Annotated in this window: 15 protein-coding genes and 2 pseudogenes; 8 read left to right on the forward strand and 9 right to left on the reverse strand. The window is 43.5% G+C overall.

Going from position 1 to position 15,532, the window contains the following annotated elements:
* Positions 1–6: 6 nt before the first annotated feature.
* On the forward strand, positions 7–351 hold the full coding sequence (locus tag C942_RS04770; RefSeq protein ID WP_007463077.1) for a DUF1971 domain-containing protein: 345 nt from the start codon (positions 7–9) through the stop codon (positions 349–351).
* A 109-nt stretch (positions 352–460) separates the two neighbouring features.
* Here the strand turns inward: C942_RS04770 and C942_RS04775 are convergent, their stop codons facing one another.
* Entirely contained in the window at positions 461–1,117 is a 657-nt protein-coding gene (locus tag C942_RS04775) for a CatB-related O-acetyltransferase (protein ID WP_007463080.1), read from the reverse strand.
* Between the two features lie 89 nt (positions 1,118–1,206).
* Between C942_RS04775 and C942_RS04780 the strand changes: the two genes are divergently transcribed.
* A complete protein-coding gene (locus C942_RS04780; protein ID WP_007463084.1) occupies positions 1,207–2,115 on the forward strand; it encodes a LysR family transcriptional regulator in 909 nt (302 codons plus the stop codon).
* 134 nt (positions 2,116–2,249) lie between these two features.
* On the opposite strand, the pseudogene C942_RS04785 reads toward C942_RS04780, so the two are convergent.
* From C942_RS04785 to C942_RS04795, 4 genes and pseudogenes are all read right to left on the reverse strand, one after another.
* Positions 2,250–2,492: pseudogene (locus C942_RS04785) on the reverse strand (MFS transporter); the annotation flags it as partial.
* 453 nt (positions 2,493–2,945) lie between these two features.
* Complete coding sequence (locus C942_RS25290; RefSeq protein WP_007463088.1) at positions 2,946–3,071, reverse strand: DUF4017 family protein; 126 nt, start codon at positions 3,069–3,071, stop codon at positions 2,946–2,948.
* 353 nt (positions 3,072–3,424) lie between these two features.
* On the reverse strand, positions 3,425–4,297 hold the full coding sequence (locus tag C942_RS04790) for an SDR family oxidoreductase (protein ID WP_007463093.1): 873 nt from the start codon (positions 4,295–4,297) through the stop codon (positions 3,425–3,427).
* Positions 4,298–4,324: 27 nt separating this feature from the next.
* Positions 4,325–4,942 carry a hypothetical protein gene (locus C942_RS04795; RefSeq protein WP_007463094.1) on the reverse strand — a complete coding sequence of 206 codons (618 nt, stop codon included), beginning with the start codon at positions 4,940–4,942 and terminating at the stop codon, positions 4,325–4,327.
* A 207-nt stretch (positions 4,943–5,149) separates the two neighbouring features.
* On the opposite strand from C942_RS04795, the gene C942_RS04800 reads away from it, so the two are divergent.
* On the forward strand, positions 5,150–5,698 hold the full coding sequence (locus C942_RS04800; RefSeq protein ID WP_007463095.1) for a TetR/AcrR family transcriptional regulator: 549 nt from the start codon (positions 5,150–5,152) through the stop codon (positions 5,696–5,698).
* 141 nt (positions 5,699–5,839) lie between these two features.
* On the opposite strand, the pseudogene C942_RS24985 reads toward C942_RS04800, so the two are convergent.
* The 3 genes and pseudogenes from C942_RS24985 to C942_RS04810 form a co-directional block, all read right to left on the reverse strand.
* Positions 5,840–5,929 (reverse strand): annotated as a pseudogene (locus C942_RS24985) (AAA family ATPase); the annotation flags it as partial.
* Between the two features lie 98 nt (positions 5,930–6,027).
* Positions 6,028–6,669: an HD domain-containing protein gene (locus tag C942_RS04805; protein WP_007463098.1), complete on the reverse strand. Its 642-nt coding sequence runs from the start codon at positions 6,667–6,669 to the stop codon at positions 6,028–6,030.
* A 134-nt stretch (positions 6,670–6,803) separates the two neighbouring features.
* On the reverse strand, positions 6,804–7,139 hold the full coding sequence (locus C942_RS04810; protein ID WP_036798821.1) for a zinc ribbon domain-containing protein YjdM: 336 nt from the start codon (positions 7,137–7,139) through the stop codon (positions 6,804–6,806).
* 661 nt (positions 7,140–7,800) lie between these two features.
* Here C942_RS04810 and C942_RS04815 point away from each other — a divergent pair.
* Positions 7,801–8,172 (forward strand): hypothetical protein, encoded by a 372-nt coding sequence (locus C942_RS04815; RefSeq protein ID WP_007463102.1) that lies wholly within the window; start codon positions 7,801–7,803, stop codon positions 8,170–8,172.
* A 418-nt stretch (positions 8,173–8,590) separates the two neighbouring features.
* Entirely contained in the window at positions 8,591–9,004 is a 414-nt protein-coding gene (locus tag C942_RS04820) for a VF530 family protein (protein ID WP_007463104.1), read from the forward strand.
* Between the two features lie 136 nt (positions 9,005–9,140).
* Here C942_RS04820 and C942_RS04825 read toward each other — a convergent pair whose 3' ends face one another.
* Entirely contained in the window at positions 9,141–10,391 is a 1,251-nt protein-coding gene (locus tag C942_RS04825) for a DEAD/DEAH box helicase (protein WP_007463106.1), read from the reverse strand.
* A 925-nt stretch (positions 10,392–11,316) separates the two neighbouring features.
* On the opposite strand from C942_RS04825, the gene C942_RS24300 reads away from it, so the two are divergent.
* The 3 genes from C942_RS24300 (at position 11,317) to C942_RS04840 (ending at position 15,455) form a co-directional block, all read left to right on the forward strand.
* Positions 11,317–13,035, forward strand: a complete 1,719-nt coding sequence (locus tag C942_RS24300; protein ID WP_007463108.1) for a CARDB domain-containing protein — start codon at positions 11,317–11,319, stop codon at positions 13,033–13,035.
* A gap of 91 nt (positions 13,036–13,126) precedes the next feature.
* Positions 13,127–13,339: a hypothetical protein gene (locus tag C942_RS04835; protein WP_036798823.1), complete on the forward strand. Its 213-nt coding sequence runs from the start codon at positions 13,127–13,129 to the stop codon at positions 13,337–13,339.
* A 295-nt stretch (positions 13,340–13,634) separates the two neighbouring features.
* The gene (locus C942_RS04840) at positions 13,635–15,455 is read left to right on the forward strand and encodes a M1 family metallopeptidase (RefSeq protein WP_157372561.1); all 1,821 of its coding nucleotides are present in this window, start codon (positions 13,635–13,637) and stop codon (positions 15,453–15,455) included.
* The last annotated feature ends 77 nt before the right edge of the window (positions 15,456–15,532 follow it).

A 15,532-nucleotide genomic window follows, 5' to 3' on the forward strand; every position in this document is an offset into this window, starting at 1 on the left:
GATATTATGAGTCATCAACGCATTCCCAAAAACTGGACAATCCAACGCTCAACGCCATTTTTTACCAAAGAGAACGTACCTGCGGCGCTACTTTCCCATCACAATACAGCTAAAGGTGTATTCGGCCAGCTTTGTGTAATGGAAGGTGTTGTAACTTACTTCGGTTTTGCCGACGAAAACGCCACCGAGCCGGAAATTAAAGTCGTTATCCCGGCAGGTAACTTTGCTACCAGCCCTCCGCAGTACTGGCATCGGATCGAACTAAGTGACGATGCCCAGTTCAACATTAATTTCTGGTCTGAGTCCGACAAGACAAATCAGAAAATGTACAACACCAAATCCGACACTTAATAAGCCTTCAGACAAGCGATACAAAACTTGGATCATCGGGCAGGCTGCTGCCCGATTACAGTTATATCGAACTGCTGATATTCGTTCTGAAACACAAAAGCTATCTGGATCAGACTGACAAATTCGTGAAGAAGTATCGCTCTAATTCCTCAATTTGCCCGCTGCACAGCAATTTCATCGCGCCCTTAATATGTTCCAGCGGCCAATCCCACCACTTTATCGTTAACAGTGATTGAATCGACTTTTCATCAAATCGCTTTTTTACCACGATATTGTTACCGACAACGACAGAGTAAGGCTCGACATTTTTTGTAATCACAGCCCTGGCACCTATCACGGCACCATCACCGATTTGAACGCCTGGCATAATCATCGCCTCACTGCCAATCCAAACATCATTGCCTATTACAGTATCACCCGCTCTCAGGAATCCATCCTGAACATCGCCACCAAATGTTTCTGCTGAAAAGGGAAATGTTGAGATCCAATCAATGCGATGGCCCTGATTTCCCGCCATCATAAAAGTGGCTCCCGACGCGATGGAGCAAAACTTTCCTATGCGCAGCTTGTCTACATCTCCAAACTGACCGCTTGCCCATACTTCCTTGGTCGACTCGTCCCCCAGCAAATAGCGAACAGCCTGATCTTCAAACGACTTTGAATGATAAAAACCCGAGTAATAGCTGTAGTCTCCAACCTCAATATTGGGGTTGGAGACATGCTCTTTTAAGTTTTGGCCCTCAAGCCAACTGTTGAATAACTGCATCTGTTACCTTCCTACTCTCTGTATTGCCGGGAGTTTAAATCCTCTCTATTATTTCCAGTAGCACTCATCTAGTTATTCAGAATTACCATATGGAAATAAAGTGGCTCACCTATATCCCCATCTACATCGCACTGTGTGAGGAAAAAAGTATTGCTGGTGCAGCAAGGAGGCTCAATTGTTCAAATGCGCACGTGAGCAGGCAGCTAAAGCAACTTGAAGACATTCTGTCTGTTCAGTTGATACAAAGGACAACCCGCCAGTTCAACCTTACTTATGACGGCGTTGAGTTTTACAAGCAGGTGAAGTACTTATTTGAGAGTGCTGAGGTTATTAACGAAAAGTTATGTTCAACAGAAAAGGTAGTTGGCAAACTGCGTGTAGCGGCTTCAGCATCATTCGGTGCGATATTGTTAACGGAGCCCTTAGCTCAGTTTTATCAGGCGTACCCGAGATTAGAGATAGAGATTATCTTTACAGAAAGTCCGCTGGACCTCATGGAGTCGGGCTTTGATGTTGCATTTTTCATGACTGACTCCCCGCCGGAAGGTTATGTCGGGCATTATCTTCGCTCACTGCATTGCAAGCCATTCGCTCATGAGAGTTATATTAAAAGCCACGGTGAGATTGAACATCCTTCCGAACTCGACAAGTACAACCACATTCTTTATAGAAATACAGAGTTCATGTTAGATAACTGGACGTTTCAGAATAAAACGACCAAGGAAGAAGTCCTCATCAAGCTAAAGGGCGCGTTCAGTGTCAATCTTGTCTCGTCGATGGTTGATGCCATGTTAAGCGGGTGCGGTGTTACCATGCTGGATGATTTAGCGCTATCCAAACTGCCGCAGGAAAAACGAAAAGAGGTTATTCAACTTGTTCCCGATTGGGAAACAAGCCCGATATTACCTTTGTATATTCTCTATCCCAAAAGGGAACATTTACCCAAACGTACCAGAGTATTCGTTGATTTTTTTCGAAACCACTTAAAAGGTGTTTGATCGCCAAAGCTCAAGTGCTCAGCATGTTGGCGATGCTTAAGTGTTTCAACAATAAAGTGATTTGATGGTATCTTTCAGCCACAAAATCTTGGGATTGTAAGCATTGCGCTTGTGCCAAATCATCGTAAATGGAATAGAGAGGCTCCTGCGAAAATCACGGCCCCCGTAATAGCAACAGATTTTCGACCGACAGAATCAGCTATTTTCCCCGCAAAAAGCATGGTGCTTGCCATACCTGCCAAATACACAGAAAAAGCGATGTGAAGCTGAGCTTCTGTTGCATTAAGGTCAGCGGCAATCTGGGGGAAACCAACAAGATCGATAGCGGTAGGATACAACAATACAAGAGTGAAACTGCAAATAAGAAATCGGAGCATGAAAACCGCACAAATCAGTTGTGAGGATAATAATGTTGTAAATAGTTACATGCGAATGGGTTCTACGACAGCAGGTATTTCCATTGATGACAAACGCTAAAATTAATGAAGTAAAGGACCATGAAAATGAACGGAATTATAACCACCGACTCAGTTATACTTCACTACGAGGTGTATAACAGCACTTATAATTTCTGGTCGACCAAGCTGATATGACTTTTTCAACATGCTCTTCTGATAGGTGTTGGCTAGTTCACACATCTTTTTATCTATAGTCAGTCACTATATGTATAATGATCCTCTCACAACACATCCCTATTGGAAGGATGAATCATGTTAAACCGATTTAAGTAAGGGATTTATAGAGTGGATACTATTAATCAACATTGGCAATAAACATTACGATATTAGAAAAAATTTCAGCCATCACAAAAAGCGCCAATTAACATTTACTTATTGCACATCAAAAAATAGCATCACCAACCAGTTTATAAGCCAATAACCAACAAAGCCAGGCACAATAAAAGCAAGAATCATAATAATAAAATAATTTAATGCCAATATAACAATATGCTTCATTATTATTCTCTCCACTTTTTATTTTATAGGTTTACGAATTTAATTAAAATTGCATAACTAAACTGACAGCCAAGAAGGCAGTTTATTATGATCACCAACATGAAACTGTATATTTCTAATTTAGCAATAACAGACTGTATTTACCCTTCAGATAACTTTTAGCATTCCCAAATAAAGTGACCACCGTTTGGTAGCGGTGGTCATTTTGCTAAGTTCTGGACAAAGCTTTCACACGCGATTCGCGTTACCAGCATTACTTTATGCAGAACTTGCAAGAGAACATTCTGTACATCGCTCATCTCTGACATATTTTTAAATCGAAACGTTCTCTATTCTCTTAAGACACTTTATAATCAAGGCTTGTTTACCATCGCAAATATGTCTGCATAGTAATCCCTGATTTTATGCTCTCCATAGGTTGGAGCAATAGAGTTATTTCCCATAACAGTTAAGAAAAACTCAGCAGCACCACCCCACTTCTCAGGTAAATGTTTCATTAAACACAAAGTTAAGCGCCTTAAACAGTCAGGTAATCGGACAATATTCACGTCTTTACACTGTGCTTCAAAAGCAAACTGTGCAATCTGAGTAGTTGTTAATACTTCAGGGCCACCAATGTCTAGTTCTGTCAAGTTAGAATGAATAGCCTCAATACAAAATGCAGCGAGATCTTCACCATGAATTGGGTTTAACTTTATCGATGAGGAGCCAAACAAGCAAACACTACCTTTTGTTGCCATGTGATAGATTTCTTCCAAATCAGAGAAGAAACCATTTGGTCTAATAACGCATGGTTGTAATCTTTCTGAGCTAAGTAGACGGGTAGAAAACCTTTCCTTGGCTCTCAACATACGAACATTGGAATATTTTGGCGCATTGAGCGCTGAAATATAGATAAATTTGTCAACTCCTGCTTTTTCAGCCTCTAGCAGAATATTTAGATTGGCTTGATAGTCGATATCCATATACTTCAAACCATCTTGTTGTCGAGTAATACCTAAGCAAGAGATAACGACATCGACATCATTGCAAACGCCTTCAAGCTGTTTCTGATTAGTAACTTGCACCTCAATAATCTGTGCTTCATTTATCCCGTTTACTAGTAACTTTTGCTTGTTGCGAGCCAGCGCAACAAAGTCCTGCCCACGCTCTTGTAGTTGCTTAACAATATACAGGCCTAAGTAACCAGTCGCACCCACAACTAAAACCTTTTTCGATGTCGTCATCATATTTCCCTTAGTTTTTACGGTTAATTACTCCGTTAATGTTCGGCGGTACGGCTCTTCTCTTACGCCATGAGAAAGCACTAACTTAATCATGAAAATTGGAGCTATCCACTCAAGACCAACAGGGGAAGGAATAAGCTGAGCAAGAATGATCGATAGCATTACGATCAACAACGCGACAGGGCGTTGTAGGTACAAAGGTGTAAAGTGAATAAATATAATTGATATCATCATCATGCCATACCAAAAGAAGGCATAAGACCATGCGATGTCAAAACACAGTGGAATCGCAAACAATTGAAAATGAATAGCTGGAAATAGGAATTTACTTCCAACCAATTTTCCCAGCCAATTAACATCTAAGTTTTGGTCGGTATAAAGATACCGCTTCATTGAACCTAGTGAGTTTGTTAGCACACCACCAATCATATCCAAGGTTAAAACTGCTGCTACGACAAGTTGTAACACACTCCAATCAAGCTCTTTCCACGCAAAAAAGTATAGGATTACAGGTGCTATGAATGCAGCATAATTTGCAATTGCACTCTCAGCTTTAGTCGCACCATAGCCTGTTGTGAAATTAAACTTGCCGTTGCACTGCCAGTTGATAGGTGCATCTTTTAAGGTGATTTGATCTTTGGTCATATTGTCCCCTTCATTTGAAATTATTACGGACGAGCAATAAGGCAATCTTATTTAGTCCAATCGGTCTAAATAAGATTAGCCGATCAATTTTGATCTTGTCAACGGTTTTTGGTCCAAGTGGTCTTTTAAATCTTGCTCTTTATCGTCCAGTGGACTTTTAAAGGAAATGAGAATATAGTCCAAGTGGACTTTAAAAGGGGCGAAAACATGCCAAAAATCGTTGATCGAGAAGCATACCGTAATGAATTAATCACTAAAGCCGTTGATATTTTTTCAGAACACGGGCTGAACGGATTAGGAATGCGAGGCATTGCAGAAGCATTGGGTGTGTCCAAAAGCGCTCTTTATCATTACTTTTCCAGTAAAGAAGAGTTATTTACCGCCTGTACAGAGTTTGTGCTGGAGCCACACTCACTTTACGGCGTAGATAGTACTTCAGCTCTACCTGAAGACAAGAAGCAAGCCACAGTCCAATTGATAAAAACCTTGGATAGCCGTTTTAAGGGCGAAATGACGGTACTACTGGACTATGTCAAAAATAGAGACAGCCAAGATATAGCGAATGATAAGCTTCTAAAAATGGCTGACAGCAAATTCCTAGCAGAGCTAAAGAAAATCGTAGGCAAAGAGAATGCCAATCAGGCATATGCTTTGTTACTTGGTGGTTTAATGACCCGGCTACTAAATGGCAACCAAACCAAAATTGAAGAGATAGCTTCTTGGATCCTCCAACTTTCTGAGGGGGATGCGAGTTAGCGGATATTCTTTTTTACTCGGGAAAAGGAGTGAATTTGAGCAGGGGACTAACACATTTTGCCGAGAACCGAGTTATGTCTTTTATCTAGCTTGCATAAATTACTGGTTATAGTCACTTTTTTGCTAGAAAATGGGATAAACCGCGCATTGATAGCCGAGTTCTTTCAAACAGTTAATAGCGGTTGTCTTCCCCGAACCGGGCCCACCTGTAAATACGATAAAGTTATTCAATAAAACCTCTTTTTATGGTTAACACCTACGATAAGGTGCCCCACACTAAACCAGCAAAACACACCGAACTAAACCGTCGAGTGTAACGAATCACCTTGCTAGTTGCCGCTCACCTCTGCTTCCATTTGCTTGAGATACTCTTGCATAAAACTGGTTCGTATTTCAGCCTCAGCTCGCGCGGAGTCGGTTTTCATAGTACTAGCTAGAGACAGAAGCTTTGTATAAAAATGGTCTATCGTGTACGAACTATCGTCAGGAGCTCGACTTATACAAAAAGCATCGTCATTTGAGTACAAAGGGCGTCCTAACTTCGAGCTAACTTGCAAGCACCTTGCGATTCCTATCGCCCCCAACGCATCCAATCGATCAGCATCTTGCACGATTTCAGCTTCCAGCGTTTTGGGAGTAATATCAGCACTGAAGCTATGTGCCAAGATTGCATGACGTATTGCCCCTAAATACTTCGATGGATAGCCGATATCTGCCAAAAAATGTACCGCTTTATCCGCTGCAAATTTAGAGCTTTGACTTCGATTTGGGTGATTTTTTTCAAATGAAAAACAATCGTGTAAGTAAGCAGCTGGAACAACTACCTCTTCAATTGCATGCTCTTTCTGACACAGCGATTTGGCCGTGTTTACGACACGTAATACATGGCTAATGTCATGTGCTAAATCTTGAACCATTTCGTCTTGTATATATTCAAGAAGCTTAGCTTCAAATTGTTCAACTAATGTCACTCAACACTCCTTTGCAGCTCACACTCGCAATAAGGTACCCCGTACAAAACCAACAAAGCACACAAAACGTCACTCAAACCGTCGAGTGTAACGGGTTACCTTGATTGTATTTTTATAGCGCAATTGAAGATTTTTCAGGCTTTCTTCACAAACTGAGCAGTCACCATCATTTCACCCGCTCCATCAACTTTGCAGTCGAGTTGGTGATCCTTACCATCGACGATTCGTCGAATGACTGCTTTTGTACCAATCTTAAGTACAAGTGAACTGCCTTTTACTTTGAGATCTTTAGCTAAAGTGACCTTGTCACCTTCTGCAAGCAATGTTCCGTTGGCATCTTTAACTGTAATGGTATCTTCAGCCGCGACTTCTGATGGATTCCATTCGTGAGCACATTCTGGACACACTAAATGATTTTGATCTTGGTAAACGAATTCAGACTGGCAATTTGGACAAGGTGGAAACGACATAACTTACTACTTCTGTGACTAATTTGGTTGTATATGATACAGCCCATTAACAGGCTTAGCGAGAGAATCAGATCGAACTCAAAATGAAGGGATAAGCGATTTAGTTTTCAGCTTCATTGCGCTACAACGCCTGCAATAAGAGCCCCTACAAAGCATATAAACGTCATATCTAAAACGTTAAGTGTAACGAGTCATCAAGCTTTATACCTAAGGCACTTGATAAACTAAGTCAAAGAAGACCATGTAAAAACGTTACGAGTATCAGCTATACCACGATTGGGTGAAAATCAGACAACCGCAAGCAACAATTAATCACTACGATCTACGACCTGACTGAGCCCTTGCTTGGCGGCATGCTCAGGAAGGTTGGCACCCCAAATATCTACTTTGCCAGCTTCGGTCTGAATGACTCGTTATAGCTCCTATATTGACAAGTTAAGCATGCGGATTGTCTAATCCATTAGGCATTTTGTATACCAATGCATTACCTCAGATTAAAGCTTTGGCTGATGCCGAAATGTGAGCTAGAACGTAAACTTGTGCCAGTGAAAGAGGTTGAAGTGTGGAAATAAAAGGTGATTACTTTGGAATTATCTGAAATGATCTATCCCTTAATTGCCAAGGCTATAGGTAAATCCCCGCTAGATCAGGAGAAGCAGTAATGACTTATGAAACCAAAACAATGGAAGTGCCAGTAGCTATCGCTGATAGAGTACAGGCTTTAATTGATGCTTATAAAGCTAAAGAAAAGTTCAAGGCTGAGCGTAAAGTAGTAGTGAACAACTTACTTTCCATGGATAGCCTTGGTTGTGAGATGGCTGTTTATAGTATGCCTCAGGGCGAGTTGCTAGACACTCTAAGGTTTGTGTATGAACTATCAGGCACTAACAACAAGTTCATCAAAAACATACTGACGCAATCTAGAGAGAACCCAAAGAAGGCCTTATCTGATTCCCAGAGGTCATCAGCAAAGGGCCTGTTATTTAACCTGCTCAATGAGCCTTCGGTCATTTCAGGGATGAAGGAGAGTTAGTGGTACCACAGCATATGAACGCTGAGCAGGAAGACAAGCTGTGTAAAGGTTCAAAGCCGAGTGATGAACCAATGTCAGTGTAGATAAGACGATTTGGGTTGGGGCTGCGTAAGGTTTGTATAGTGCGCTATTTTGGGATTAATTGTACTGACTCATACGCGATCTGACAGATTCGGTGGTGTAGTTTGACCTAAGCTTACAGTTCTACACCACACCATCCAACTCACTTTTGGACAAAAGTTTGCTATCGACTTTACAAAATTAGCAAAAACTAAATTAACTGAAGTATGGGAGACCTAGACAGGCAATAGACAAAACCTGTCCCCATACTTTTTTCAAATCATCGCATCGTGACTTTAGATATCTCTGCACTGCATACTTTGCTAAACTCCGCCCTTTAATGAGTGAGACCCCTAAAATGATGACTGACGAAGAAAGAATCGAACTGCAACGCAATAACCCACTGCACGGGCTAAAGCTAGAAACTATGTTGCAAGAGTTGGTGGATTTTTATGGCTGGGACATTCTAGATACCGCAATGCGCTTTAACTGCTTTAACACCAAGCCCTCAATTGCGAGTAGCGTTAAGTATTTAAAGAAAACCGAATGGGCGAGAGAAAAGCTGGAGAACTTTTACCTATATCGCTTTAAGCGCATGCCACGAGCGAGCGCGGAAGAATATAACTTACCACCGAGAGCACGTACTTTCCCTCATGGTCTTGAACCGAAAGAGCCGATGCCGCTCACCGTTGATTCTATTCTGAAGTCGCAGGCTAAAGCGGCATCTGCATTTAAGAAACGCTCATCTCGCGGATGTTCGACGCGTCGATAGTACGATAGCGCGTAATCGACTCTTGAAAGACAAAAGAGCCTTACTTGACGTTTCAAGTAAGGCTCTACACTACTATAAAAGACGCGATTAAAGTGAGAAAACAAACTCGCTAGCCCTCTCTCCCACCAACTACATTCTACTGATTGCGCTTTTTCTTCTTTTTACCCGTACCGGCAGGCTTTGCACGTGGTTTCATCGGTGCAAAGTAGGCTTCGCTTTGATCGTCTTCCACTTCAAAGCCCTCAACCTGCTCACGCTCAAGCTGGAACTTATTTTTCTTCTCTATCACTTTAAAGTGGTGATAGTCATCGTAATCAATAAGCGATAACCCAAGGCCGACTTCACCCGCACGACCACTACGCCCGATTCGATGCATATAATCAGCAGGGCTACGTGGAAGGTCAAAGTTAATAACCACTGGTAGTTTTTCTATATCAAGACCACGAGCCGCGATATCGGTAGCAATAAGTACTTGAATATCACCAGACTTAAACCCTTCAAGCACGCGAGTACGAGCGCCTTGCCCTTTGTCACCATGGAAAACCTCCGCAGTGATGCCGCGTTTTGACAGTTTTTGAGCTAGGTGGTTACAGGCATTCTTAGCATTAACAAAAATCAAAGTCTGTCGCCACTGGTGCTGTTTGATTAGGTGCGCAAGTACTGCGGTCTTTTGACCTTTGTTGACACTAAACACACGCTGTACCAACGTACTGGCTTCAGCACTCTGTAATTGGACTTCAACGGGATCGTGTAGCAAGTCCTTAGCCAAGCTCGTAACTTTCTCAGGGAAGGTGGCAGAAAACAGCAGTGTCTGCTTCTTCTCTGGTAGTAGTGCAAGAATCTTATTGAGTTCGTCGGTAAATCCGAGGCTCAACATACGGTCGGCTTCATCGAGGACGAGTGTTTTTACTTGGTCCAACTTGATGGCGTTACTAGATACTAGATCCAGTAGGCGGCCCGGAGTTGCGACAATAACGTCACTACCACCACGAAGAGCCAGCATTTGAGGGTTCACCGATACGCCACCAAATACCGCAACCGTTTTGATCTTATCTCTAAGATGGTACGAGTAGGATTTAATGTTGTAAGCCACCTGTGATGCCAACTCACGAGTTGGAACCAAAATCAGATGAGACACGAAGTTGCCACGACGATTAGGTGATGTATCTTGCTGGTAGATCTTTTGCAGAATTGGCAACGCAAAAGCGGCGGTTTTACCAGAACCAGTATTGGCACCACCAACAATATCTCGCCCTTCAAGTACGTGAGGAATGGTATGAGATTGAATTGGAGTCGGTTGGCTATATTCCAAGGATTCTAGTCGCTCGACTAAGCTTGGAACCAAACCAAGATCGGCAAATGTCACTTGCTGTGTGTTATCCGTCATTACGATGAGTGGCTCAGTGCTAGGTAAAGGCCGTGTATCTTATGCTATTTGCCGCGAAGATGTTAGCTATATTGAACTAAACAGAATATTAGCTGGAGGAGAACTATAGGGGTCCTGTCCTTCCTTTTGCCTGACATTAGTTAATGTATTCTAAAATCAGAACACTACTATTCACTATGATGTCAATCGCAACTCATTTTTGGGCAAATCTTACTTAGGCAATTTCCAAAACCGTTGGCAGATAATAAACAGATAGATACTAAAACAAAGCCCCCGATTAGCGGAGGCTTTGATTTGTACTCATTTTCGCTATAACTGCCTGTTTGGTAGATATCATTTCTGATGCACCTTGATTGATACGTGCAATATAACGTCAGCATGATCTAAATAAACTATCAATAAGTTACGTCTGAAAATGCATCAATAGTTAACATAAAATTGCAGTAATAGTTAGCAAAATATTAACTCTACAAATATCTCTGTTGTAAATTTACCACCGATAGAATTCCTTCCAGTAGCAGTGATAATTTCCCTCAATATTCCCTATCTCTCAATTTGGGCTTAGAACGATCACACAAGCCCCAACATTACCCAAAAAACGTTTCTGGACAGAAACAAGTTAGACTTTATATTCTAATTTAAAATACCCACATAAGGAAAAGTATCTCAAACCTCAAGTACTGAGCTATTACTACCTAATTGGGGGGAATATAATAGTGCCAAGCCATTTAACCATAATATGCGTTCAGTGAACCTCACCTTCTAATTAATACCATTGAAACTTTAATCTTTAAGTAAATTCCTGCTTTTCTCCCTAATAATATAATTGCTATCTATACTACTCATACTTGCATGATTTTTCAGGCCGACATTCCAGAACATGGATGGTTGTACGAGCCAGGATATGGAGAAACGGAGCTGAGCTATGAAAAATTCTTTAAATCGATATGCAAAGTATACTCTAGGCCTCTTTGCTCTGATATTTGCCTTATCGCCTGTCCTTAGTAGCGATGAAAGTACATTTATCAACACTGCAATGGCCCAAGAGAGCAGAACTCCCCCGGGCATTGAACTCACTCAAGACCACCCCCTTATTCATGCAGCGATGGGTGTACAAGATAGGCACACTACAAGACTCATGAATATTCAAGGTGTGGTTGGTACAGGTATCGGGCTGGGAGTGGATGGCCTGCCCGTTATCAAGATATACACCGTAAGGGCTGGCATACCTGATATTCCCGTGGACCTTGAAGGTATTCCGGCTCAGGTAGAGGTAACCGGGATGATCGTCGCCTTAACCGACCCCACAGCCCGACAGCCACGTCCCGTACCGATAGGGGTTTCAACCGGCCATCCGGATATTACTGCCGGTACCATAGGAGCGAGGGTCATTAAAACAGACTCTGACGGTAATATTACTTATTATGCCCTAAGTAATAACCATGTTTTTGCCAACAGTAACGATGCCCGTGCAACAATCAATGATGGGGTTGGGGACTCTGTTATTCAACCAGGGGACTTTGATGGTGGGAGCTCGCCTGCTGATAATATAGGAAGCCTCGCGGATTTTGAGCCGATCAACTTCTCCGGTGGCGAAAACATTATGGATGCGGCGATAGCCCATAGTACAACTGATATGTTGGGAAATAGTACTCCCTCCAACGGCTATGGCACTCCCAGTTCGACCCCCGTAGATGCAGTAATTTCTACTCCCCCTCAAGCTGTACAAAAATACGGCCGGACAACCGCCTGGACTCAAGGAACGGTTGATGGTATCAGCGTCAACGTGGATGTTTGCTACGAGCAGCAATGTCGGGGCCCTTTTAATTGCACATGTACAACAGTTGCAAGATTTGTAGATCAGATCGCCATTATTGACGGGGATTTTAGTGCCGGCGGTGATTCTGGTTCCCTAATTGTTGATATGAGTAACCACCCTGTCGGACTGCTGTTTGCAGGCAGCAACACACATACATTTGCCAATCCAATTGGACCTGTGCTCAAACACTTCGATGTGACTATCGATTCAACCCCACCTGAGCCGGTTACACCAGTCACAGATCTAGCAATAACAAGTGTTGTTGCTAACCCAACTTCCGTGACACAAGGTGATACCGTTACAGTTGATGTCACTGTGACCAACACCGGTAACCAGAAAGTGGAAGGCGATATCAGCGTGGTCCTGACGGATACGGATGATACAACCAGTATAGAAATCGGCACAGAGATCATTAGTGGCGGCTTGTCAGCGGGAGCAGCCACGACATTAACTTTTTTTTGGGACACAGCTGATTGTTCTTTGGTGGATCATACCCTAAGTGCAGTTCATAACTTGACCGATGATGTCTCATCCAATGATACCAGCTCCACAACAGTGGCTGTGAATGAGCCTGGCACCGCGCCTACTATTGATTTGTCGGCAACAGGTTACAAGGTGCAAGGACGCCAGAAGGTCGATCTGAATTGGAGTGGTGCCACTTCCGAATATGTCGACATTAAGCGGGATGGTACACAGATAGACACCACATCAGAGACCTCTTTCACTGACCATATCAACAGAAGAGGTGGCGGTAGCTACACCTATCAAGTCTGCGAGACTGACAGCACCACTACCTGCTCTAATGAGGTAACGGTCGTCTTTTAGCGCAGCTTCTAGAGCCCTTTTATTAAGCGTATATCCAGGTTTAGTGGAGGTACGCTTAAGGAAGCTAGCCTATAGAGATTTTATAACGCCGATGAAAACAATAGAGGAAGTGCTTACGGAGCACACTGCAAAGTTAATGTCTCTGGCCGGAGTAGTCGGTACCGCTCAGGGGCTGTGTGAAGGTAAACCTTGCATCAAGGTTTACGTTATCCAAAATACGCCTGCATTGTCTCATAAAATCCCTTCTTCCCTGGAAGGTTACCCGGTAAAGATTGAGGCAACAGGGCCAATTAGCGCGCTCTGACGATAAAAAACGTAATGAGTCGATCGCTCTCGCATTCATAGAGAGGATGGATTATCAAATTTATGTGCTTAAACAGGGAACCAAAAAGGAAAAACCTATGATCGCATGGGGTAGGAAGATAATCACTTTGGTTACTTTTTTCTGCATCAGTAGTTCCATGTCCTCGTCGATTTCAGGGGAGGTACCTGCCCCCCCATCTCTGCGGCACAACCTTCAAGTTAGGCTTATCCCCCATCAGCATTTTCTACAAGCCAAAGATGGTATCGAAATCGATGGAGCCGGTAAATTAAGCTTTATGCTTGCAAGTGAACTGAGCATCAATGAAGCACACCTCGATGGTAAGTCAGTCTCGGTAAAAGGCAAAGATGGTCATTGGCATATAGACCTGGGAAGTTATGGACCACATAAACTGGAGCTCAGCTATTCAGGTTCTTTCTTACCAGATCCGCGAACGGACACTTCAGGCTACAACCGCTCCCCGCGCCCGGTTATCGGCCCCGATGCCAGTTACTTGCCTCCTGGATCTGGCTGGTATCCTGAACTTGAGTCAGGCCCCTTCACTTATAAGCTTTCAGTTAGTTTACCGACACCACAGAAGGCGGTTGCTCCCGGTCTTCTGGTATCTGAAACAGAGGATAACGAAGAAGGCGGCTATTATCAGGCCCAGTTTGACTTTGCTGCCCCAACCTGGGGGATTCCCCTCTTTGCTGGCCCCTATCGTATCCAGGAGCGTCGCCATGAGCCTTATCGACTTCGGACCTATTTTTTCGAGGGGATGGAGGCGCTTTCGGATGACTATCTGGGTCTGAGCAAAGACTATCTCAATCTGTTTGCTGGCCGTATCGGTCCATACCCTTTCCATAGCTTTCATATTGTTGCTGCCAGGCTGCCAGTAGGGCTGGGCTTTCCTGGCATCACCTATATCGGTCAGCATGTACTGGAGCTGCCCTTTATCAAACATAGTTCTTTGGGTCACGAAGTCCTTCATAACTGGTGGGGCAACGGTGTCTATATTGACTATGAAAATGGTAACTGGGCCGAGGGACTGACCACCTATCTGGCCGATTACTCTTTTCTTGAGCAGAGATCCAATGAAATGGCTAAAGTACGGCGTCTTGAGTGGTTACGAGATTACGCAGCACTGCCAGCCGAGCGAGATCGGCCACCCCGTACGTTTACCAGTAAGACCCACACCGCATCCCAGGTGATCGGTTACAACAAGATCGCTTTTTTATTCCATATGCTTCGCAGGCAATTGGGTGAGCAAGTCTTTGAAAGCGCCCTGCGCCGGTTTTGGCGTGAGCAGCGCTTTCAAATCGCAGGATGGGATGAACTGGAGCGAGCCTTCAGCGAAGAAGCAGGCAGGGACTTATCTGTTATCTTCGCCCAATGGCTGGATAGAACAGGGGCTCCTGATATTTCCTTTACCAAAGTTGATAAAAGGCGTCAAAAAAAAGATGGCTGGATCTTATCACTGGAGATCAAGCAATCTGCCCCACCCTATCAGTTGCAAGTTCCAGTAAGGATTCTGACCACAAAAGATCCAGTGGAGCACTTAATTCCGATTAGGGGAACTCATACACAGGTAGAGATACAGTTATCTGCCGAGCCTGTGGAGTTGATGGCTGACCCCGATTTTAATCTGTTTCGTCGCTTGGCATCAGGCGAAGCACCACCGATCCTGCGTGATACGCTGCTTAGCGGGCAGACACAAACTTTGGTACTGGGGGGAGCGGCTTTTCAACAACAAGCCTTGGTGTTGGCTCGCGCAATGTTGGATTCATCATTACAACCTAATAGCACTCTTGAGCCGGAAAAGCCGTTTTTGTTGATCGGCCCGCGTTCTGAAGTCGATACCTTCTTGCGTACTCATAAGCTTCCCGGGATGCCTGAAGAATTAGCGGTACCGAGCAGTGCGCAAGTTTGGTCGCAACATACTCCACAAGGACAATCATATGTAATTATTGCTGCCGACAGCCTGGAGTCGCTGGAAGCTTTGCTCCGTCCATTACCCCATTACGGGCGTAGAGGCTACTTGGCATTTCAAGGTTCCAAAGCAGTTATTAAGGGTAACTGGCCGCTCGGCAAAAGCGGGATCCTCTATCGGTTCCCGTGAATAACAAATGCAAGTCCTCGGGTTTGCTAAGTTATTAAACACAGGCTTCAATATTAACATTACAGTAAGCGAAGGAG

The sequence above is a fragment of the Photobacterium marinum genome, from assembly GCF_000331515.1.
Lineage (GTDB): Bacteria > Pseudomonadota > Gammaproteobacteria > Enterobacterales > Vibrionaceae > Photobacterium > Photobacterium marinum.

Excerpts from the sequence above, each read along its gene's own strand:
- C942_RS04770 (WP_007463077.1), top strand. The coding sequence starts at position 7 with ATGAGTCATCAACGCATTCCCAAAAACTGGACAATCCAACGCTCAACG.
- C942_RS04775 (WP_007463080.1), bottom strand. The coding sequence starts at position 1,117 with ATGCAGTTATTCAACAGTTGGCTTGAGGGCCAAAACTTAAAAGAGCAT.
- C942_RS04780 (WP_007463084.1), top strand. The coding sequence starts at position 1,207 with ATGGAAATAAAGTGGCTCACCTATATCCCCATCTACATCGCACTGTGT.
- C942_RS25290 (WP_007463088.1), bottom strand. The coding sequence starts at position 3,071 with ATGAAGCATATTGTTATATTGGCATTAAATTATTTTATTATTATGATT.
- C942_RS04790 (WP_007463093.1), bottom strand. The coding sequence starts at position 4,297 with ATGACGACATCGAAAAAGGTTTTAGTTGTGGGTGCGACTGGTTACTTA.
- C942_RS04795 (WP_007463094.1), bottom strand. The coding sequence starts at position 4,942 with ATGACCAAAGATCAAATCACCTTAAAAGATGCACCTATCAACTGGCAG.
- C942_RS04800 (WP_007463095.1), top strand. The coding sequence starts at position 5,150 with ATGCCAAAAATCGTTGATCGAGAAGCATACCGTAATGAATTAATCACT.
- C942_RS04810 (WP_036798821.1), bottom strand. The coding sequence starts at position 7,139 with ATGTCGTTTCCACCTTGTCCAAATTGCCAGTCTGAATTCGTTTACCAA.
- C942_RS04815 (WP_007463102.1), top strand. The coding sequence starts at position 7,801 with ATGACTTATGAAACCAAAACAATGGAAGTGCCAGTAGCTATCGCTGAT.
- C942_RS04820 (WP_007463104.1), top strand. The coding sequence starts at position 8,591 with ATGATGACTGACGAAGAAAGAATCGAACTGCAACGCAATAACCCACTG.
- C942_RS04825 (WP_007463106.1), bottom strand. The coding sequence starts at position 10,391 with ATGACGGATAACACACAGCAAGTGACATTTGCCGATCTTGGTTTGGTT.
- C942_RS24300 (WP_007463108.1), top strand. The coding sequence starts at position 11,317 with ATGAAAAATTCTTTAAATCGATATGCAAAGTATACTCTAGGCCTCTTT.
- C942_RS04835 (WP_036798823.1), top strand. The coding sequence starts at position 13,127 with ATGAAAACAATAGAGGAAGTGCTTACGGAGCACACTGCAAAGTTAATG.
- C942_RS04840 (WP_157372561.1), top strand. The coding sequence starts at position 13,635 with ATGCTTGCAAGTGAACTGAGCATCAATGAAGCACACCTCGATGGTAAG.